The organism is Parabacteroides sp. CAG:2, from assembly GCF_000436315.1.
GTDB classification, from domain to species: Bacteria; Bacteroidota; Bacteroidia; order Bacteroidales; family Tannerellaceae; genus Parabacteroides; species Parabacteroides distasonis.
Genome location: NZ_FR885274.1, coordinates 1 through 20249 on the forward strand (window position 1 = coordinate 1; position 20249 = coordinate 20249).

Here is a 20249-nt window from a genome sequence, read left to right on the forward strand (position 1 = left end):
CCGGGTCCGGGTCGAGGGCGAGCGTGACGTGCCCCGTCAGCCTCCGTATCATCCGCACGTGATCCTCGGTGAGCGCCGTGCCGCAAAGCCCGGCGGCGTGACGGATACCGGCGGCGTGGAAGGCGATCACGTCCTTGTAACCCTCGCATAGCAGCACGTCGCCCTCGGTGCGGACGGCCCTCACCGCCTCGTACAGGCCGTAGAGGATACGTCCCTTGTGGTACGCCTCGCTGTCATCGGAGTTGACGTATTTGGCCGTTCCCGCCCCCTCCGTTCCCCGGTACCGCCCGGCGAAGCCCGCTATCTGCCCCCCGGTGGTCCTTACCGGGAAGACAAGCCGCCTCCGGAAGCGCCTGAAGCCCTCGGGGGCGTCGGGCGGGCAGATACCTACCCCGAAGTGGGAAAAGGCCTCACGGAGCGCCCTGAGGTCTTCCTCGCCGTTCTCGTCCTCGCCCGTTATCCCCTCGGCGGGATCGTAGGGAAGGAGGGAGCGGGCGAAGGCCTCGTTGCCGCATAAGATCGCCTGTCGTGCCTCGTGCCGTCCGGCCTCTTCCGTGCCCCGTTCCTCCTCTACCTCGATGCCATACTTGCGGGCCAGCAGCCGCACGGCCTCCTCGAAGCCGCATCCCTCCATGTGGCGCACGAGGCGTATGGGGTCCGCCGCCTCGCCGCAACTGAAGCATTTTCCGATATTGAGCGCCGGGCTGATCCGGAACGAGGGGTGACGCTCGTCGTGGAAAGGGCAGAGCGCCACGAGGTCCTTGCCGGAGCGCCGTAGCGTGAGGTACCCGGCCGCTACCTCGTCGATGCGGGCGGTTTCCCGTACCCGCAGTAAAGTGTCATGCGTGATCATCCGAACAGGTCTTTATCCAGCTCTGCTTTCGCCGGTCTGCGGTCGTTCGGCACCGGCGTGCGGTCGTCGGTGAACCGGGTAACCCCCTTGTTGTGGCAGAAACGCACCTCCCCGGACTCTCCGTGCCGGTTCTTGGCGATCGAGAGGGTACCCCGGCCCTCGGTGGAGAGACGGGTCTCCGGGTCCTCGTCGATATTCATCACGGAGAGGCGGCGGAGGAAGAATACCGTATCGGCGTCTTGCTCGATGGAGCCGGAGTCACGCAGGTCGGACAGCATGTTCTTCAGCGTGGGTCTCGCCTCGCAATTCCGGTTCAGCTGGCTCAGCAGCACGACGGGGATGTCGTTCTCCTTGGCGATCAGCTTCAGTTGCCGTGTGATGGCCGATATCTGGTCGTTCGTGCTCTTGCGGTCCTCGGAAGGCGAGAGCATCAGTTGGAGGTAGTCCACGATCACCATCTCGCACCGCCCCTGCTTCCGCCGGAGCGAGATCTGGTAACGCAGGTCGGCCACGCTCAGGTCCGTGCGCTCGTCGATCCATATCGGCAGTCGCTCCAGCTCGTCGGAGGCCCTTTGTATCCTCTGCGTCTCGGGGGCGGAGAGGGTCCCTTTCAGGATCTTGGAGGGCTCTATGTCCGCTATGCATCCCAGCAGCCTGAACACCAGCTGCTCCTTCGACATCTCTAGGCTGTAGAGGCAGACCGGGTGCCCGTTCCTCGCCGCGTTCAGCGCCATGAAGAGGGCGAAGGCCGTCTTGCCTACCCGGGGGCGTGCGGCGATCACGTTGAGCGTGCCCGGCATCATGCCGCCCGTCATCCGGTCCAATCCCTCCAGGCCGGTATGTATGCCCGGCGTGCGTCCTTCCGTCACCCTGCGTTGTATCTCCAGCATGCGCTCCTTGGCCAGCAGGGTGGCTTCCTTCATGCCTACGCTGTTCGTGGCGTGCGAGAGCCGTTCCATCAGCCGGCCCACGTGCGAGTCCATCTCCTTCAGCAAGGCCTCCGTGTCACGGTCCGGCCGTGAGGCTTTCAAGGCCGAGTCGTAGCAGCTCAGCATGAACTGCCTCGCCACGTAGGCCTCCCGCAGGTGCCGTGCGTGGGTAGGCATGTACTCGTCGCTGGTTTCCAGATACCGTCCGCCCAGCGCCAGCTGGTACAGGTCGGTGGCCAGCGTCTCCTTATCGGGCGCTATCCTCCGCAGCTCCTTCTCCACGGAGAGGGCGTCGGCGCTCTCCCCCCGGTTGTAGATGTTCAGGTACGCCTCGAAGGCCATCGCCACTTGCGGTAGCGTGAACATCTCCGGCAGCAGTTGCGCCGCCAGCGTGGGCATATGCCGGTGGGAGGCCATAAGCCCCGATAAGATCGCTTTCTCGATCTCCTGCTCCTGCGGGAGGGCGAGGCCGTCGGGCAGTGTCGCCGGGCGGTCGTTCTTGTTTTTGCTCGTGTTTGCCATGCTTTACTCCTGTTCTTGTTTGTCGTTATCTTTCTGTATCTTCTCCTCCTTGATGAAGAGGGACTTGTAGAAGGGTACCTTGATGGCGAGGCCGTTTCCTGCCTTGATCTTATGGATCATGTTTTCCTCGGCCAGCTCGTTCAGCGCTTTCCTCGCCGCGTATAAGGAACATCCCAATGCCCTGGCCATGGTCGTGATATGGATGATGCACTGCCCCTCGTAGATAGATACCCGCTTGCCGCCGGCGTATCGATAGTTGTAAGGCTTGTTGGCTAGTTTACCGAAAATGTATATGAACACGCCGATCTTAAGGCGTGTTTTGTTCTTCGGATAGTAATCTTGCAGTAATAGGTCGATAAATAACCTCGGAAAACGTGTGTAACCTCCACTTTTTAACTCTTTGACGCTAACTGTCTGTCTCATTGTACTTTGTATTGTTTTGAATGGTGAAAATAAAGAATCGAACCTAGTTTCGAACCCCCGATCGAATGGGGGGTTTAAGGATTAACAATCTGTTAAATAGTGGTTTGTCTTGAATAGGTGTCTATTTTTCGAATGCCCTTTTTAACGTCATTTCGCACTATATAAGATATAAATAGGTATTTATAATAAAAATAAAAGAATAGAAAACGAAACGTTTCCTTCTTTTTTTGAATTAATAATTATTTATTTTGTATCTCATTAAATCAACTTATTTGTATTTCCTACTTTCTTTACAAAGGTAAGGTTATGTTTTGGTTTATGCAAGCATTATTATTGGTTAATTATTTTGTTTTATAACATGGTATAATTTTTTCTAATGTGGGTTTAAATGATTAATTTGATTCTTTATTATGACTAGATTGGGGTGAGTAACCTTTTGCTTAAAAATGAATTTATTATCTTTAAAAAATTATGTTTGTTATAGAGACGGGGTATATCCCGTCTCTTATTATATGATAATGTTACTTATTTAATTAAATTAGATTCCTCGTCTTGATACTTTTCTTGTTTGGTGAAAAGCTGGTGTATGTTCCTTAACGCTTTGTATACCCTTACTTTTAGGCTATTGAGCAAGGAGCCGTCTTGACCCACCGTTCCGTACCCTGTGACGGCCCTCGCCTTGCGATCGTGAATGAATACGATCTTACCTACTTCTCTTAGATGCATGGCTAATGTACCGTCTTCTCCTCTTTTTATATCTACCCGAATCCCGATTCTCCGGGCCGGCTCTGTATGATAGGCGAAAACGAGCCCTCTTACGCTTAGTTCCGGGCGCTTGAATGATAGAAAGTATAGATAGATATCCCGTGACAACTCGTAGAAGAACAGGTCGAGCCTTGAGTGTCGCTCATCCGGGATATAGCTCCATGAGGAGCAGCAGGCTACGTTTCCCGGAATCCGCAAATGATCTACTAGGATCTGGACGTATAGGGGAGGGTACATGGTATCTGCGTCGATATTGATATGGTATCTGCCTCGTGCGTGGTCTAGTCCGCATTGGCGGGCATATCCACAACTATGTCGTTTTTCCAAATAATGCGGGAGGCCTACGAGACGGAATATCTCACCGGTCCTATCGGATGAATCATTGTTTACGCCGATGATCTCCACGGGATATTCGCATCTCATCTCACTCAGCGCCCATAGGCAAGGCAATAAATGCCTCTCCTCATTGTAAGCTATGACGGATACGGTAACCACGGGCTCGTCGCTTTGTACCTTCGCTAGTTTTTGCTTGATTTCTTGAATGATCCCCTCATGGACGTTGTCTAGGGGTTGATTGTATATGGATATGTATTTTTTTGCCCATTTCATGATAATTATCGTTTTAATAGCATCTTCTCCAAAGACCTTACGGCCTTGTATCCGAATATCTTGATGAATAATGTCCGTGTACGGTAGTAGGCGAAAGCCTTATGCGAAAACCATGAGTTTTGGTAATGATGAATCGCATGGGTCTCAGGGGTGAGGAATACCTCTCTCGAATCGAATACCTTAGGCGAGAAGTATTCCTTGGGCAAGACATAGACAGCCTCTCCTAGGTCTTTTTTCTTCAGATCGTCGATATTGCTACCGCTGGGCATGTTTATGACGGGCTTTAGACGGAGTATGGTCTCGTTCAGGATCTCCGGTAGCATACGGATATCATAACTTCCGTCTTCACGTATGAAATTTCGTCCTTCATAATAATCCAAGCAGCATTTGATCCAGTCACAACCTTTTTCGGCTCCTAATATGGCCGCCTCAATCGTACCGGAAGTTTCCGCCCCGACGAAATAGGGCAGCTCAAGAAAGTTATCGAGGCTCTTCAGTATCTCCACGTCTGAGTCTAAGTAGATTCCTCCATGGTGGTAAAGAGCGTACAACCGGATGTAATCGGCGGCGAACGCGTATTTCTTGGTGTTGAACGCTTGCTCTACCCATGGGACTTCGTGGATGTTAAAACGTTTCGTGTCCCATAAAATGATCTCGTAGCTAGGAAGGTGTTTTTTCCAGCTATCAAGGCAGTCTTGTATTTTCCGTGGATATGGATCACCACTTAACCAACAGAGATGTATGATTTTAGGAATCATGGCTTATTCTATTTTTTGTTTTCTATATCAATTTCACTTAATACTTTACTCATTTGGCTCTCCCACGAAAGCGATAGGACGGACTCCCTGATCTGGCAGGGAGATAGCGTTTGCCCCCTATGAAATTCCAGGATAGCGGGAATCTCGATCGGGCTTTCATCTGCTTTGGCTTTCAGTATATAAGGCTTTCCCTCGAAATCACTGTCCATCTCGGAGTAAATGAAAGGGAGTCCTCTTGCTGCGTACTCTCTGTTTTTCAGTGTTTTGATGTGGGTGATGCCGCTTCTATGGCGTGCGAGGCTCCCTATGCCCATATCGGCCTGTTCGAAGAGCTCATCCAATTCTTCCCCGTGTCTCATCCCGTGTAGGATCACATATCTCTCTAAGTTATATTTCTTGATGAGTGGGAGAATATCGTTCTCTTCCCGTTTCGCCGCGAAATTGCCGACGATGTGGAAATATACATTATATCCGGAGTTTGCTTGGTAATAATTGACTAAGCCTTTTACTAGGCGGTCGAAGCCATGCCAGTAATGGATTTCCGCCACCCCGATCAAGTGGAGCTCATGGCTCGTGTCGTTTATGTGTTTCTTTAGCTTGATTTGTTTGAAGTCTATCCCGTTCGATATTTGTATGGTACGGCTACCGAATATTGTTTGGTAATCGGAAAAGGTGATGACCCCGCTTAACCGCTTAGCTAACGTATGGCGGAAGCATTTGTCGATAAGCAGCGTTGCCTTACGGGAGAAACCGATATATTCTTGGTCATAGGGGTATGTAGGTATCTCCATGACCACTTTCACGTGGTTTTTACGCATCTGCCATACCATGTGGAGCGTGAAAGGGTTCGCGTTATTGTCTGAGCGCATATAGACGAGGTCGATACCTTCTTTCCTGACGTATTCCACTATAGAGGAATACTCGATTCTTTTAAGGATCTTGCCTTTTATGCCAGTTCCGTAATCCCGTAAAATCTCGGAGTCGATCATGCGTAGTTTCCTGCCAGCTGGTTCTCGCATGTAGCAAAGCCTTGTATCCACTCCGCATGCCTGTAAAGCGTCTACTTGATATTGTATCTTCTTGCTGATCCCGTTCGCCGGGTTAAATCCATGGAATATAAGGAATAGGGCTTTCATCTTTTTATCTTTGATTTTAGGAAGTTAATTATGTTATATACGCCACTCAATTGAATATATATGCAGGAGATGAGAACGGCAATAACCGCTTTTATGAACAAGTTTGCCAGCTCCGGTAATATAATGGATGATTGGTGGATAGACCATAGGCATACTATCAATATACCCACGAGCGGAGCCGGGGAAATAAGTTGTCTGATTAAAGACGCTAGGCTGCGTTTTAGCGTCACTTTATACATCCATACATAACATTGTATGAAATTGATGGCGAAGGTCGCACATATACACCATGCGACAGCTTCGAGGCTCTTGAATATGAATATGCCGGCGAGGATGCCTGATACGTTCAATAGGGCTGAGAATACGCCACATATGAACAGGCTTTTCGTATCGTTGGCTGCTTGGTAGATGGAGCCGGAGGTGGACAGGATGATCTGTATGCCTACGGATAAGGATAGGATCTGAAATACGGGAACGGATGGCAGCCATTGGTCTCCGAATAGGATGAGCGTAATCTCCTTGGCGCAAAACCATAATAATACTGATAATGGGAACCCGATGAATGCTAGGATGCGGATGACTTTCTCGTAGGAGAGGGCTAATTTAAGCGGATCATCTTGAAAATTGGAGAAGACGGGATGCATGACTGGTGATATGACATGTGTTATGTTTTGCAACGGGAGCATCATCAAGCGGTACGACTTCTCGTAATATCCTAAGGAATTCATACTCATATACTTTCCTATTAATAATTTATCAAGGTTTCTGCTGAAGTAATTTATCACATTAAACATGAATTGATATGCGGAATAACTGAATATCTCATGAATGGATTTTGATCCAAATGTGTATTTTAATTTCTGGGGCTTTTTTCTTATGGAAATAATGAATATAAGGATGCTTGAGAATATAGGATTGATAATTAAGGCATATAATCCAGCTCCTGATATAGCTGCTAAGATTGCTATGATTCCTCCAATGCATTGAACAAATAAACTCCTGTATGCTATAAATTTAAATTCTTTGTCCTTGAATAATAGTGCGTTTGGAACGATGTTGGCTGAGGCAAAGAATAAGTTGAAAGATAATAAATGACATATGGATAGCAATGAACTCTGTTTGTAAAATAAGGAGATTGGCCATGATGACAAGAAGAATAAAATGGAGATCCCTATCCCGGTCCATAGTGTAAAAGAGAATATATCGTTAAGTTTATCCTCTGTTAAATGCTTGTTTTGAATGATAGCTGGAGCGATCCCTAAATCACTGAAAATACTGAAAAATGAAATGATGACGGTGGCGATCGCTACGACCCCGAATTCCTCTGGATCGATCAGCCGGGCCAGTACACCTGCCACGGCTAAAGAAATGATGATTCCTGAGTATTTTGATATAGCTGTATAGATTATTCCAGATGCCAACTCTTTTTGTATTGATGCCATATTTTTCTAGTAGAGGTGTATTATTCTCCTAATAGGCAAATATATGTTTTTTATTTAAATTATTCATGAGGTGTTCCTTATTTTCGATAAAAATACATACCTTTACATTAAAACAATAAAATTAAATGAGAGTCCTATTTGTCTATAAAGAGAAAAATGGGGATAATTTATTTGTTCCCGTGATTCGAACGAGGCTTTCTGTTCATGGAATAGAGGCTATCAGCTCAGTTGATGAGTTTTGGAATCCATCCCGGTCTTATGATATCATCCACATTCATTGGCCTGAGGAAGTGGTGGGATGGAATGTGAATGACGTGGATATCGATAAGCGGCTGGAGACCCGGCTGAGATATTTTAAGGAGAAGGGCTCTCGGGTTTATTATACGTGCCACAACTTATCCCCTCATTATGGAAGTCCTTTGCATCAAGCTTGCTATAGAGTGGTAGAGAGAATGGCCGATTGCATGGTACACCTCGGTAACTATAGTCTAGGCAAGATGGCCGGTCTATATCCTGATTGTAGGCATGTCCTAATTCCTCATCCGATTTATCTGGGCGCTTATGACGATACTCTGACGAGAGAGGCGGCAAGAGAATATTGGGGCATTGACCGGAGGACTTTTGTGGTTACGGCGTTTGGCAAATTCCGGAGGAGAGATGAGGTCTGGATGACGTTGAAAGCTTTTTTCTCTTTGCCTCGAAGGAAGAAGCTCTTGCTGGCCCCAAGAATGCTTCCGGGGAGTTATCCGAAGCCTTTATTGTCCGTAATACGTTGTTTATTACATCTTTTAGGGGTACGAACGGAGAATAATGAGCGGATTATATCAGATGAGGATTTACCGTATTATTTTGCGGTGTCTGATGTTGTCTTTATACAGCGTTGCGTTATCCTTAATTCCGGAGTAGTTCCGATGGCTTTCTTGTTCGGGCGGGGTGTCGTTGGCCCTGATAGCGGGAATGTGGGTGAATTACTGAGGGTGACAGCGAACTTGGTCTTTTCCCCCTCGGATCAAGGGTCTGTCAATTCAATGCTTCGCTCTGCCATGAACATGGATTTGGACGATTTAGGAGCTAAGAACCGGAGGTATGCCGACAAGTATCTCCATCCCGATAAGATAGCCGGTCTTTATGCGAAATGTTATCATTTTGAGGAATCGCATTGATCCCTTTTATCGGGTTCGTTTCCATTGCTGTCCGCATGGGTCATAATGTTTGACAACTTTAGCAGGATTGCCTACGGCCACAGAGTAATCTGGTATATCTTTTGTGACGACACTGCCCGCGCCGATCACGCAGTGCTTGCCGATATGTACGCCTGAGGTAATGACCGTGTTCGCTCCTATCCAAGACTCATCTTCTATGATCACAGGGGAGGTAGTTATGCCTTGTTTTACGATTGGTTTAGAAATATCATGGTATGTATGGTTGAGCCCGGATATAGTGATGTTCTGAGCCAAGATAACTTGATTCCCAATAAAAACGGGACCGATGATCGTATTATGTATGCCTATGCGTGAATGATCACCGATGTGTACGTGGCCTACCCCGTTGTCTATCGTGACGTAATGTTCAATTATACTTTCCTGTCCAAGTATGAATGAGTTAATGGGACTGACATTCATTATAGCAGATCTTCTGATCTTGCTCCGTTTTCCATAGGTTAACATAAATGGATTGACAAACCATTTAACCCATAATCTAGGGCAAGAGCCTCTTTGATTCATTATTAAGTAATGAACCGTTCTCTTTAATCTGTCATTTTTCTTTATCTTTTGTTTAAGATCGCTGATATTCATTTCTTTAAGGATTGAATGACTTCCATATAAACTTGCAATAGTTTCCTAGCCGTATGATTCCATGAGAATAATCGGGATCTTTGTAATCCATATTTTATTTGTTCATCATGGAATGCTTGATCTTCTTCTAGCCGCAGCAATAAGGAAGCTACTTCTTCTTCGTTGAAAGGATCTGCCAATAATCCTCCCTTTCCGGCGATCTCAGGCATGGCCGAGGTATTCCCCGTTATCACGGGTGTACCGCATGCCATAGCTTCTAGCATGGGGATACCGAAGCTTTCCCTTAGGGAGGTGTATAGGAAGACGAAGGCCCCATTGTACAAGTATGCCAAATCCTTGTTGGAGATGTAACCTGGGTAAGACAGGTAAGGCTTGATTTCCTCTATATGCTGCTCTCTCAATATCATATCCAGCTTGTCTTCGCGTAAGTCCGCTATTAATAGAGGACGCTTTCTTGATGAGCGCTTGAGATACAGACTGTATGCCTTCAAGGTGCGGGGTACATTTTTCTTAGGGTCCGTATTTCCTAGGAAGAAAAGGTAATCGTCCGAATGAATGTATTTATGGGTGATGGCGGATATGCCTGATAGGGGATGAAAATGCTGGCTGTATCCATTGTAGATCGCCATGATTTGTTCTTTGGGCAGACATAAGGCCTCTCGAATCCGATCACGTTCAAAATGAGATACGGTAATGATTCTCTTACACTTAGGGAGTATACGGGGAACTACTAAACGTCGGTAGTGCCAACCCATGTTTTGGTACCATGATGTATTACCTCCCTGCTTGGGCTCAAGGAAGATGATGTCGTGCAAGGTCAATACCAATGGGACGGGGCAATGAATCGGAGCCGTGTTACTCGTACAATGCAATAGGTCTGGCCTTATCTTGGCTACAGCCCGTGGCAACGCCACCTGCTCCCAAAGGGGGTAGGTGGGGCATTTTACCTCCACGATGTGCGTATTGCTTGTTTCTTCTAGGCAATGATCTTCTCCCGGACTTACGAATATGAAATATTCATTTTCCTTGTCGATTTTCTGTAGCTCTCGAATGCTCTCGAGCGCTACAAAATCCATCCCGTGCTTATTCGTACGGAAAATTCGCTGGGCTTCAATGGCTATCTTCATGATTTGGAGAATGTTTGGTGTGAGAGAATGTATGCTTTTTCCCTATTCGGAACGTGTTTAGGAACATGAGGAAGAATAGGATGGGAACACTGGCGATCGCCTTCCTGAATTTTTGGTCCACTAAATAGTCTGGAACCGCTACGCTAAAAGTGATGCCTAGCCATATCAAGAGGAACCACCATTTAATGGAGATTATGATATCAAGTGGACTTAGGATGGCGGCAATTAACGTGATAAACCCTAGCAATAAGACACGAGGGGGCATCATCCATTGAAATAATTTATCGCAATAGTCCCAATTTCCTTTTATTAGTGCTCCCGGTATCTGGAGAATCCCTGAGAGTAAGTTGTGGAATTGTGTGGCAAGCCAGCGCTGTCTTTGATTATAGAAGTCTTTCTTGCCTCTTACTTTCTCGTCGTATGTATAGACATCTTCAAGATATTCGATATATATATTTTGGAGTAACAGTTTTCGCTCCATGTACTTATCTTCCCCGATATCGTTGCAACCTTGTATGATATTCTTGAAAAGACCGTATTCGAAAGCCATACCCGAGCCACTTAAGGCGGACGAGAAACCTAGGCGGGTATGTCCTTTCCTGAAAATAGAGTTGTTGATCTCCTCGCTAACGGCGTCGAGCACCGCTATGCTGCTATCTCTGTTCTTGGCTACCCTATGCGTCTGTATGGCTGAACAACCTGCGTAAATAGCATCGTTTATTTTCTCTATATAATTGTTTTTTACGATATTATCGGCGTCAAGGATAATCACGTTGTCATATTTTGTTTTTCCTTCTTCAATGTAACGGATGGCTGCCTTGAGGGCCTCTATTTTGGTACTTTGTGGGTTCTCCATTTTTATAATCTTTACGGATAATGACTTTAGCCTATCGAGGGTTTCCTGACGCATTTGGTTGGCTATCACGATAATATCATATAATTCTCTTGGATAGTCTTGCTGAAGGAAACTTTTGACGGAGTCTATAATTACCTCATCCTCCCCATAGGCCGGAAATAAGGCCGCAAAACGGTATTTTTTCATAGTCGTAGGGTATTTATAAGTCGATTTCCTTTTAGAGTAAACGGCGAATACGAATAAATACAGTACGCATACCATAAAACATAGGAATACGATGGCGTCTATCAATTGAAATAGATACTCCTCCTTGTCTATCCAATTTTCTCCTATTTGAAAGAATTGCTCAATCATGGTGTTTTATATTTGAATCAGTTGATTTTTTTCTTGTATTTCTTGATCTAGATAGGGTCCTACCATTATAAAAGTAAGTCCCGTAAAGGAAATTACCATTGTCGGGAATTGTCCCCAGAAAGAGTTCCCGTATGCATTGATAAACATTCCGAATATGCCACAAAGTAACCCTGTCAGTAGCCCTTTCAGCTCCGGATCTCTGAGCCGCATGGCTATGATCCATCCTCCCCATCCAATGGATAGAAAGATCATGCTTAGGTAAAGTGTCAAGCCAACCGCTCCTGTCTCCACCCAGATTTTGACATACCATGAATCTGTTGGAATGGAGGTGGTAAAGCGTTTTGATATTCTCTCTCCAGCCCTGTCACCTGATAATCCCAGCCCTTCTCCAAAAGGCTTGTATTTCATGTAGGATGCCAATTTCTTTTGATTTTCTTTTCGAACATTGAATGAGGCGTCTTCTGTCGGGGTGAATGCGGTACGCATCCTTCGGATGGTAGCGTTGCTATTTCCTATAGTAGTAAGGGCAAAAAAAACATAAGTAAGCAATAATAAGGTCGAGCTTGTGATAATGGTTTTGGTTTGTTTACTGACGAATGTATAAAGCGCCAATCCCGCTAATGGAACGATCATGGCCCCTCTTGTACCGGAAAGGAACATCGCGTAAATGGCTAGGATAGCTATGCTTAAATAATATATTCTACATAAATAGGAGCGCATGTGGAATGCTGCGATCCCAAAGAACATAGTGGCGGCTCCCATATTCGCCCCCATATTGCTAGCGTCGGTGAAAAAAGAGAAATAGCGGACTCCGGACCATATGATATGAGTCGTAGCTCCCCCTTCATTAAGCCATTTGGTCTCGAAACTGTCAAATCCAATATATTTTTGCATGAAGGTTTTAGTTATAGCTAAAAGGGTGAATAGGGATAAACAAAATATCAAGGATTTTAAAAAAGAGTAACGAGTGCATAATAACGATGTAATAATAACAATGATAAACCCATTGAATATCAGTCCTCTTGATAATATCCAAGCCTCAAGTACTCCGGAGGGGTTAGCGATTTCAAAGATACAATATCCCATCCATATACAGCACATGACGCTTAAGGGGTGAATTGCTCTTTTCCATTCGATGTTCTGATAAAGGGCCGCATGAATGGATAGTAATACTAAGGCTGTTACGTATAGGATATCCATGATTACGCTAACGCCTTCTATTGGAATATATCGGGTAATACCCAATATGAAATAGTTGATCGTAAAAATGACAAATAGTATGAACCAAGGATATTTCAATAATAGGATACAGGTTATACATAACAAAGGCAAAGCTATTATCATCCCGAAAAGAGGGATGTTATTAAATAGTAAAGCTCCTCCTATTCCTACTAGTCCTATGACAAGGATTAATAGGGTCATATTGAAAGAAGAATCCTCTTTTATCTCTCTTGAAGTATCCATGAGCTTCGCTATTTTATGGCCGAATTGGTTGCGGTTAACCCCATATACATCATACGGTTCGTGAAAGAGCGCATGGAGGTCTGAGGGGGCAATTGCCCGGTGAAATCTTCTACGGCTTCTCGTGAGGCGTTATTCAAGTATAAATACAAAGATGTATTTTTAGTTATCTCACGCAAATAACTAACAAATTCCTTATCGCTATTTTTCCATACTCTGCGTACATTAGCTATTAGAATATTAACTTGACTTGAGCTTAGCAAATGTGGAGGCACACTGTTTCCTTGAATGGAAGGATATTCGATTAATACAATGTCTGGTTGACTTTCGGCTTTAATATACTCTTCTATATTTTCTGTGGTGAATAGTGACGATTCAATGTTTATCTCTTCTCCGATCCTTATATATCGTACTTGGAAACCTAGCTCTTCCCAACGTTCTTGAAAATATTTGGCAACGAATGTCTTCCCTTCTCTTTCTTCTATACTTAATATATTTATGTATAGAGTCTTATTTTTTTGCAAATAAGGAGCCAACCGATTGCAAGCGTATGCGGCTGATATTCGGTTACAGGTCTTTACAAATCCCCTGTATTTCAATTGGGAGTTGCGTCCGTTGAAGGCTCCTAATATATTCATTCCTGTGAGGCGTTTAGCCCGTTCTGCATCCCGGAGGGTACGGTCTAGTAATTCAATGACCAAATTTAGGGCTATAATGAAAATTAAACTACCGATAAAAGCGGCTATGACTAAAAACATGCGCTTACCTTTGTCACTAAACAATGGATAAGCGGCCTCTGAGATAGTTGTTAAGTTTGATGAGGTTAATTGTAAGTTCACCTGTTTCATCTTAGCCATATTTAAGGCATGGAGAACTTGTAGATAAGACTGTTCAGTGACATTGATCTCTCGTTCTTGCTGGTTGATCTTAGTCCCAATGGGAGAATAATTCTTATACTGCTCCTCGAAATCGTGCTTTCTTTTGTTTAAAATCTCTAAGTCTGCCTTGGATTTCACTTGTATCAAGGTCTGTGACAACCATTCTTGTACTAATCCGTCAATAGCGACTCCTTCTTTACTTTCTTTATAGCTGTTAATTTTATCTGTCAGTAATGCTATTCTCTTCTCGACATCTTTCAGTTGATCTTGATATCGTGTTAATTCTGTATCCTTGTTTAATGCGTTTTCAGAGGTGAAAGTCTCTATCTCGGTGATTTTACCACTGATGCGGGAAACATCTTCCAATGCGTTGATAAACTCTTCATTCGTTTTGACAAGTTTAGTACGAACTTCCATGTATTTCTCTAACTCGTTGATGATTTTGGTTGAGCTCTCGTAACTTCGTTGTGTTTCTTCGTAACGGTTCTCAAAATCAGCAAAAGAGTTTGCGATAGATTTTGTTTGTTCTGTATAATTTATGACGCTGTTTTGTACGTTATAATCTGTAAGATCATTTTCTTGTTGATTGAGTTTTGTCCTTAATTTATTCAATTCCTGCTCATAATATTTTACGATATCATTTGCTGTTTTATATTTTAAATTATCGTAAGAATATTTCATTTCTTCGCTGACTAACTTAACCGTATTCCATGTGATTCCGGGATCTGAGCTAGTGTAGGCTATCTCTATCAAATCGCTATTACCTTGGCGTCTAATAATTATGCTGGATAAAGCTGCGTAGCTATAGAATGCAGCTCCTCCGTTGAGCAATTCATGCAAATAATTGCGGCTATCACTGTTTTTATATTCTTTAAATCTGTTTATAGTGTTATCGAGAGAAGCCGTGTCTATTAAATTTATTATTTCTTCAGGTATAGATGCTGTTAATTTCTTGTAATTGTCAGCTGTTATATAGAGATTATCTATTTCAGGATTTCCTTGTGTTAGGTTTAATGCTAATAATTTTAGTGATACGTTTTCTAGGGTTCCTCTTGATTTTGTTAAATTAACCAAGTTATCATATGTGTTGTTTACTGCCTGCCAATCAGGTTTTGTCTCTTCATCTAAACCCGTGTTGGAGGTAATACCTGTGTAGATCGAAGTTGTCACGGTGTATTTTTTCTCCATGAATTGACTGAAATAGGCAACCAATGCTGTTACAATAAGCGTTCCAAATATCAGTTGGTGACGAATTCTATATAAAAAACGGGATATGTATAGTGTAATATCCATAAATTATCGATTTATGATTTTTACATTTGTAAGCATCTCTAATAGGGTTACCGCATTGTGTAAGGTAGCTCTACCCTCTTGATAAGAGATTACGGCTCCAGAACGACGTCCTCTTTCCATGGCCAAAGTCGTAATGTCAATTTTACCGTTGATGAAGTCTTGTTCCGATATTTTCATTTGGGCGTTGTAAAGGGCAGCAGCGTCTGATTTAGCTTTCAAAGTAGCTAAAGCTTGCAATACGTTATTATAAGCTTCCAATATTTTTAATTTCCGTTCTTCTATTGAGATCTCATATTCATAATCTAATTGCCGGAAACGAGCTTTCCGAGCTCGTACCTTTTGGCCACGGCTAAATAGGTCACCAAATGGGATAGACACCGATATGCCTGCGCTATAAGTATGTTGATTACTACCCAGACTTGTGAGATATTCAGGATATTCTACGGTTTCATGAGAGGATAGCTGCACTAATCGTCCATATTGGTACTGTCCGTATACCCTGAAATAATCTAGCCATTCTCTTTTGGTCACTTTCATTTCAGCATTAGCTTCATCTTTCTTAGCTTCGTAAATCTTGATCGAAGGGTGATCATATACTGATTCTAAAAAAACAGATAAAGGTGGTAATTGGATACGTTCATAATCATCTAGCATCGCTTGAATAGAGTCTGAGCCAGATGTTACTTCCACGGTTGTAGCTTTATCGAAATAGGTTTTCTTTTTCTGAGCTATAGCCGAAAGGATACTGAATATGAATAGGATGATAAATAAGTTCTTCATACGATTTATTAATGGATCTATACGTCCTCTTTCTGTACGAACGCCGTAAAGGTCTTAATGATGATCTTCATGTCCAGCCAGAAAGAAAATGTATGAGCGTATTTAATATCTAATTGTTTACGTTCCTCGGCGGACATACTACCAGAATTGCCACGTTTCTCTACTTGCCAGAGGCCTGTAAGGCCGGCAGGAGCCATGAAGCGTTGTATGTATTCGTCACTGGTCAGTAGCTCAGCTTCGTATATGGGAAGAGGACGATTACCAACGATGGACATGTCTCCTTTTAATATATTGAATAGCTGGGGGAGTTCGTCAATGCTATATTTCCGGATAATATGGCCGATCTTTGTTATACGGGGATCATTCTCTAATTTGATGAAAGCGTTGGAACGTTCGTGACGTTTTACTTTTAAATAGTCGTTTTCAGGAGTAGCGTCATTATCAGAATATAAAATGATATTTTGTTTATTCTCTTTAAAAAAAGAGGTCGCATTCTGTGAATTCACAGAAGTTGATGAAGAGGCCACGGCCTCTTCATCAATAGATTCCATATACTGATTAAGTTTCTTATATTCAGCCAAGCGTTTGTCCGCATCCATATACATAGAGCGGAACTTATAAAAATCGAAAACCTTATAGTTGCTGCCTACTCGTTTCGACTTGTAGAAAGCGGGGCCTTTGTCCTCCAGCTTGATCCAAATCACCGTGATGATAAAGATAGGGGAGAGGCAGAGGAGCGCCATGGATGAGAAAATGATGTCGAAGACCCTTTTCCATAAAGGCAGCTTGAAAATGGCGAGATCAGGCTCTTTTATTTGAGGCTTACGCGCTTTTTCCATTCTCTTGCATTTCTCGGCGATACCCAGTAGCTTCACTAAATCTTCCTTAGAGGTAGACTCGGAGATGACACAGTCCGTTCCGGCTTGCAAATAGGATATTTTCTCCTCCCGGGTCATTTCCGGGGCGATTAATACGATATAGATATTTTGAAACGTCTTATGCAAATGCATGATCGCAGGAATGTTTAACGTAGGATCTGTTTTCTCGATGAATACACAATAATCCATTTCCTCGGCAGGAAGAAGCGTGTTTTTCATCTGCAGAAGCGTTATACATTCTATGACCCCGGTGCCTAATGCCTTACGTAAACGTTCGGCCAACGGCACGTTATTACCGAAAAAGACATAATTCATTATCTTAATATTCGTTTTACCCTTACCCTTAATTCCTCTGGATTGAAAGGCTTCAAGATAAAGTCTTCCGCCCCTTCCTCAAACAAACGTATTCTATTTGAGCTGCTCTCTACGCTCGATAGGATCAAGACCGGTATATGGCTGAACATATCGTTCGCTTTTAAATAAACCAAGAATTCCTCTCCGGACATTTCTGGCATATTCAAGTCAGAGATGATCAAATCCGGTAAATTGCCTTCTTGAAGCCAAGCGATCGCTTTCAAAGGATTTTCTTTATAGGATACCTTGTAAGTACTTGATAAATAAAGCATGATTATCTTTGCGATTTCTTGCTTGTCATCCACTAAAAGAACAGATTTCTCCATAGAGTCGTATAATATTGTCGTCTTTTGTTTTATCTATTATGCAAATTTAGGATATTAAATTGAAAAAATCTATGTTTTTCAATTGTTTTTTTGAAAAAACAGTTCGGACTTTGAAAATAGGGGAAACTGCGATTTTTTGATTAAGTTTGTACGCACATAAATGAGATGAGTATTCGAAGATGCGTTGGAGGAAATATATAGATTTTGATGTTATTCATTTATTGGTTGGCGCTATTGTCGGGATGGGCTTGTCCTCTTGCCAGCCGGAGATGCCGGTGATCTCTACGATAACCGTGGAGGCGGATGGCCTGACGGTTCCCGTGAACCCGGATCTGTATGGTTTGACCATTGAGGAGATCAACCACGGGATCGATGGGGGGCTGTACGCCGAGCTGATCCAGAACCGGAGCTTCGAGGATGGCGTGCCACCCTTGAACTGCCCTTACGACGCCGCCCGGAACGTCTTGATTACCCCGAATGGCTGGACGATCCCTTTCATGCGGGGAGATTCCGTACCGGGATGGAGGCGGATAGTCCCTAATACACAGATATACCCGGATATGAAGGAGCTGGTGAATGATAAGAACCGGCGGTCGTTGCGCGTGGCCGTATCGACTTCCGGGGAGTCGGGGCGCGGAGGCGTGATAGCCGAGGGATACCGGGGGATACCGATCCGGAAAGGGGAACGATACGATCTCTCGTTTTTCGCCAAGGGGGCGAATATGGTGCCCCGTACCATCCGGGTGGCCTTGGAGGACTCGATGGCTAATACGGTCTTGAGCGATGTGTTTCAGGTAGCGCCGCCGTACGAGTGGAGACGATACAGGCATACGTTTACGGCTACGGAGGACGCGCCGAACGCGGTCTTGACGATCACGGCCGATACCTCCGCCGTGTTTTGGCTGGATGTGGTATCGCTCTTCCCGGAGGATACGTGGAAGGGACGGAAGAACGGGCTGAGACCGGACTTGGCGGCGCTGGTCGATTCCTTGGCCCCTCGTTTTATCCGTTTCCCCGGAGGCAGTTTCGTGGAGGGGTATACGGCGGGTACGTACCCTATCTGGAGGGAGACGCTGGGCGATATCTCGGAGCGTAAGCATTTCTGGAACGTATGGGCCTATGGTACGACGAACGGCATGGGCTACCACGAGTACTTGCAAATGTGCGAGGATATGGGGGCGGAGCCTATCTACGTTATTAATAGCGGGATCACGAGCCAAAGCCGCCGGCCCCGCTACGAGGATATCACGGCGATGGATAAGCTCACGGGAGATGCCTTGGACGCTATCGCCTACGCGAACGCCCCGGCGGATTCCCTGCCGGGCGCCCTGCGTGCGAGGAACGGGCATCCGGAACCTTTCAACTTGAAGTATGTCGAGATCGGCAGCGAGAACTATGGCGGGGAGTATTTCAGGCGCTTTGAGCTTTTCCGCAAGGCGATCAAGGAGGCTTATCCGGAGATTACCGTTATCAGCAGTTCGCCCCTCACGAAGCGAGGCCGTAGCGAGTGGGTGGATTCCCATTATTACGCCGGGGAGCATTTCTTCCTCTCGAACGCCAGCAGGTTTAATAGCGACCGGTATTCCCGACGTTCGCCGGCGGTGTTTATCGGGGAGTTTGGGACGACGGAGCGGCCCTTGGCCGGTACGCTCCGGGCGGCGGTGGCCGAGGCCTGTTTCTTGGTCGGCGCGGAGGAGAACCCGGATATGGTACGCCGCTTGGCGTATGCCCCGGTATTGGGCAACGCCGGGTTCGAGAACCAGCGCCATCCGTTGATCTCTTTCAACACCCATCAGGCGGTGGTCTCTCCTTCCTACCATTTATTAAAGATGTTTACCCGCCATCGGGGGGATGAGGTGCTGAAGACGATCGTGGATACCTACGAGAAACCACAGGTACGTACGGGCCGGGCGGGCGTAGAGATGTTTGATAATAGCTATGAGTTCAAGGACGTGCGGATCGACGGCGTGCCCGTATCGGATATATCCGTGATGAGCGGGGGATGGAAGGTCCCGGAGGCTGGTACGTTGGTGCCGGAGGCCAACCGGTGGAACCATGTATTGTTCGGCGACTCTACGAGCTACGCCTATGAATATACGGCTACCGTCCGGCGTACGAAAGGTAGCGGGCAGATACAGCTTCGCCTCCGCGACAACGGGCGGACGGGCGAGCAGGCGGATTATATCGCCTTTACGATCGGGGCGGGAACGAGCGAGCTGTACCATCAGGTAGGTGGCGTGAAGGATAGCTTGGTCTCTCCCGTGCGCTTCCCTTTTGAGAGTAACCGGTGGTATACGGTTCGCATGACGTGCGAGTACGAGCGCGTCCGTTGTTATGTGGACGGCGTATTGCTGCATGAGGTGGATATGCGTCCGATCCCGTCGTTGGTATCCGTGGCTACCCTCGACAAGGAGAACCGGGTGATTTACTTGAAGGTCGTGAATACGACCCGCCACGAGGAGAAGACCTCTTTGCGTATCGAGGGAGTGAATATCCGTAACGAGGCGGAGCTGATCCAATTGAGAGGGGAGCCGGAGGCTCGTAATACGTTTGAGAGCCCGGGGGCCGTAACGCCTGTCACCGAGCCTATCGTATTCCCGATGAGCGGCCCGCTTATCTATAATTTCCCGCCTAATTCAGTGACGATCTTGAAATTATACATGGAGTAGGTCAGATAGGGCAGGAGGGCCGGTACACTTTATCTGTATT

Annotated in this window: 17 protein-coding genes; 2 read left to right on the forward strand and 15 right to left on the reverse strand. The window is 45.6% G+C overall.

Annotated features, from left to right (window positions below; translation table 11 throughout):
- The 7 genes from QVP94_RS04925 to QVP94_RS04955 form a co-directional block, all read right to left on the reverse strand.
- Positions 1-853: CHC2 zinc finger domain-containing protein (locus tag QVP94_RS04925; protein WP_288213176.1), on the reverse strand; the 853-nt coding region annotated here is incomplete at its 3' end.
- Positions 850-2304, reverse strand: a complete 1455-nt coding sequence (locus QVP94_RS04930) for a replicative DNA helicase (protein ID WP_022192101.1) — start codon at positions 2302-2304, stop codon at positions 850-852. The genes QVP94_RS04930 and QVP94_RS04925, both read right to left, overlap by 4 nt.
- Before the next feature lie 3 nt (positions 2305-2307).
- Positions 2308-2727: a hypothetical protein gene (locus tag QVP94_RS04935; protein ID WP_022192102.1), complete on the reverse strand. Its 420-nt coding sequence runs from the start codon at positions 2725-2727 to the stop codon at positions 2308-2310.
- Positions 2728-3252: 525 nt separating this feature from the next.
- Entirely contained in the window at positions 3253-4101 is an 849-nt protein-coding gene (locus tag QVP94_RS04940) for a glycosyltransferase family 2 protein (RefSeq protein ID WP_022192103.1), read from the reverse strand.
- 5 nt (positions 4102-4106) lie between these two features.
- Positions 4107-4859, reverse strand: coding sequence for a glycosyltransferase family 32 protein (locus QVP94_RS04945; protein ID WP_005856556.1), 753 nt, complete (start codon positions 4857-4859; stop codon positions 4107-4109).
- Positions 4860-4867: 8 nt separating this feature from the next.
- A complete protein-coding gene (locus QVP94_RS04950; protein ID WP_005856558.1) occupies positions 4868-5995 on the reverse strand; it encodes a glycosyltransferase family protein in 1128 nt (375 codons plus the stop codon).
- Positions 5992-7437 (reverse strand): lipopolysaccharide biosynthesis protein, encoded by a 1446-nt coding sequence (locus QVP94_RS04955; RefSeq protein WP_005856560.1) that lies wholly within the window; start codon positions 7435-7437, stop codon positions 5992-5994. Before QVP94_RS04955 ends, QVP94_RS04950 begins: the two co-directional genes overlap by 4 nt.
- Positions 7438-7562: 125 nt before the next feature.
- Between QVP94_RS04955 and QVP94_RS04960 the strand changes: the two genes are divergently transcribed.
- Positions 7563-8600 carry a glycosyltransferase family protein gene (locus QVP94_RS04960; RefSeq protein ID WP_005856561.1) on the forward strand — a complete coding sequence of 346 codons (1038 nt, stop codon included), beginning with the start codon at positions 7563-7565 and terminating at the stop codon, positions 8598-8600.
- A gap of 6 nt (positions 8601-8606) precedes the next feature.
- On the opposite strand, the gene QVP94_RS04965 is transcribed toward QVP94_RS04960, so the two are convergent.
- The 8 genes from QVP94_RS04965 to QVP94_RS05000 all read right to left on the reverse strand — a co-directional run bounded on the left by QVP94_RS04965 (position 8607) and on the right by QVP94_RS05000 (position 17540).
- A complete protein-coding gene (locus QVP94_RS04965) occupies positions 8607-9233 on the reverse strand; it encodes an acyltransferase (RefSeq protein WP_005856563.1) in 627 nt (208 codons plus the stop codon).
- Positions 9230-10360 (reverse strand): glycosyltransferase family 4 protein, encoded by a 1131-nt coding sequence (locus tag QVP94_RS04970; protein ID WP_011966382.1) that lies wholly within the window; start codon positions 10358-10360, stop codon positions 9230-9232. The genes QVP94_RS04965 and QVP94_RS04970 overlap by 4 nt, the downstream gene beginning before the upstream one ends.
- Positions 10344-11570: a glycosyltransferase family 2 protein gene (locus QVP94_RS04975; protein WP_005856568.1), complete on the reverse strand. Its 1227-nt coding sequence runs from the start codon at positions 11568-11570 to the stop codon at positions 10344-10346. Before QVP94_RS04975 ends, QVP94_RS04970 begins: the two co-directional genes overlap by 17 nt.
- Positions 11571-11576: 6 nt before the next feature.
- Positions 11577-12464 carry an O-antigen ligase family protein gene (locus tag QVP94_RS04980; RefSeq protein ID WP_288213177.1) on the reverse strand — a complete coding sequence of 296 codons (888 nt, stop codon included), beginning with the start codon at positions 12462-12464 and terminating at the stop codon, positions 11577-11579.
- 578 nt (positions 12465-13042) lie between these two features.
- The gene (locus tag QVP94_RS04985; protein WP_009276008.1) at positions 13043-15202 is read right to left on the reverse strand and encodes a GumC family protein; all 2160 of its coding nucleotides are present in this window, start codon (positions 15200-15202) and stop codon (positions 13043-13045) included.
- Positions 15203-15205: 3 nt separating this feature from the next.
- Positions 15206-15982 carry a TolC family protein gene (locus tag QVP94_RS04990; RefSeq protein WP_005856573.1) on the reverse strand — a complete coding sequence of 259 codons (777 nt, stop codon included), beginning with the start codon at positions 15980-15982 and terminating at the stop codon, positions 15206-15208.
- Between the two features lie 17 nt (positions 15983-15999).
- Entirely contained in the window at positions 16000-17175 is a 1176-nt protein-coding gene (locus QVP94_RS04995; protein WP_022192106.1) for a sugar transferase, read from the reverse strand.
- A complete protein-coding gene (locus QVP94_RS05000) occupies positions 17175-17540 on the reverse strand; it encodes a response regulator (protein WP_005856577.1) in 366 nt (121 codons plus the stop codon). Before QVP94_RS05000 ends, QVP94_RS04995 begins: the two co-directional genes overlap by 1 nt.
- A 179-nt stretch (positions 17541-17719) precedes the next feature.
- Here QVP94_RS05000 and QVP94_RS05005 point away from each other — a divergent pair, with 179 nt between their 5' ends.
- Positions 17720-20209 (forward strand): alpha-L-arabinofuranosidase family protein, encoded by a 2490-nt coding sequence (locus tag QVP94_RS05005; RefSeq protein WP_022192107.1) that lies wholly within the window; start codon positions 17720-17722, stop codon positions 20207-20209.
- Positions 20210-20249: the final 40 nt, after the last annotated feature.

Bases quoted from the DNA above. Each gene is read 5' to 3' on its own strand.
- QVP94_RS04930 (WP_022192101.1), bottom strand. From the start codon at position 2,304: ATGGCAAACACGAGCAAAAACAAGAACGACCGCCCGGCGACACTGCCC.
- QVP94_RS04935 (WP_022192102.1), bottom strand. From the start codon at position 2,727: ATGAGACAGACAGTTAGCGTCAAAGAGTTAAAAAGTGGAGGTTACACA.
- QVP94_RS04940 (WP_022192103.1), bottom strand. From the start codon at position 4,101: ATGAAATGGGCAAAAAAATACATATCCATATACAATCAACCCCTAGAC.
- QVP94_RS04945 (WP_005856556.1), bottom strand. From the start codon at position 4,859: ATGATTCCTAAAATCATACATCTCTGTTGGTTAAGTGGTGATCCATAT.
- QVP94_RS04950 (WP_005856558.1), bottom strand. From the start codon at position 5,995: ATGAAAGCCCTATTCCTTATATTCCATGGATTTAACCCGGCGAACGGG.
- QVP94_RS04955 (WP_005856560.1), bottom strand. From the start codon at position 7,437: ATGGCATCAATACAAAAAGAGTTGGCATCTGGAATAATCTATACAGCT.
- QVP94_RS04960 (WP_005856561.1), top strand. From the start codon at position 7,563: ATGAGAGTCCTATTTGTCTATAAAGAGAAAAATGGGGATAATTTATTT.
- QVP94_RS04965 (WP_005856563.1), bottom strand. From the start codon at position 9,233: ATGAATATCAGCGATCTTAAACAAAAGATAAAGAAAAATGACAGATTA.
- QVP94_RS04970 (WP_011966382.1), bottom strand. From the start codon at position 10,360: ATGAAGATAGCCATTGAAGCCCAGCGAATTTTCCGTACGAATAAGCAC.
- QVP94_RS04975 (WP_005856568.1), bottom strand. From the start codon at position 11,570: ATGATTGAGCAATTCTTTCAAATAGGAGAAAATTGGATAGACAAGGAG.
- QVP94_RS04980 (WP_288213177.1), bottom strand. From the start codon at position 12,464: ATGCAAAAATATATTGGATTTGACAGTTTCGAGACCAAATGGCTTAAT.
- QVP94_RS04985 (WP_009276008.1), bottom strand. From the start codon at position 15,202: ATGGATATTACACTATACATATCCCGTTTTTTATATAGAATTCGTCAC.
- QVP94_RS04990 (WP_005856573.1), bottom strand. From the start codon at position 15,982: ATGAAGAACTTATTTATCATCCTATTCATATTCAGTATCCTTTCGGCT.
- QVP94_RS04995 (WP_022192106.1), bottom strand. From the start codon at position 17,175: ATGAATTATGTCTTTTTCGGTAATAACGTGCCGTTGGCCGAACGTTTA.
- QVP94_RS05000 (WP_005856577.1), bottom strand. From the start codon at position 17,540: ATGGAGAAATCTGTTCTTTTAGTGGATGACAAGCAAGAAATCGCAAAG.
- QVP94_RS05005 (WP_022192107.1), top strand. From the start codon at position 17,720: ATGCGTTGGAGGAAATATATAGATTTTGATGTTATTCATTTATTGGTT.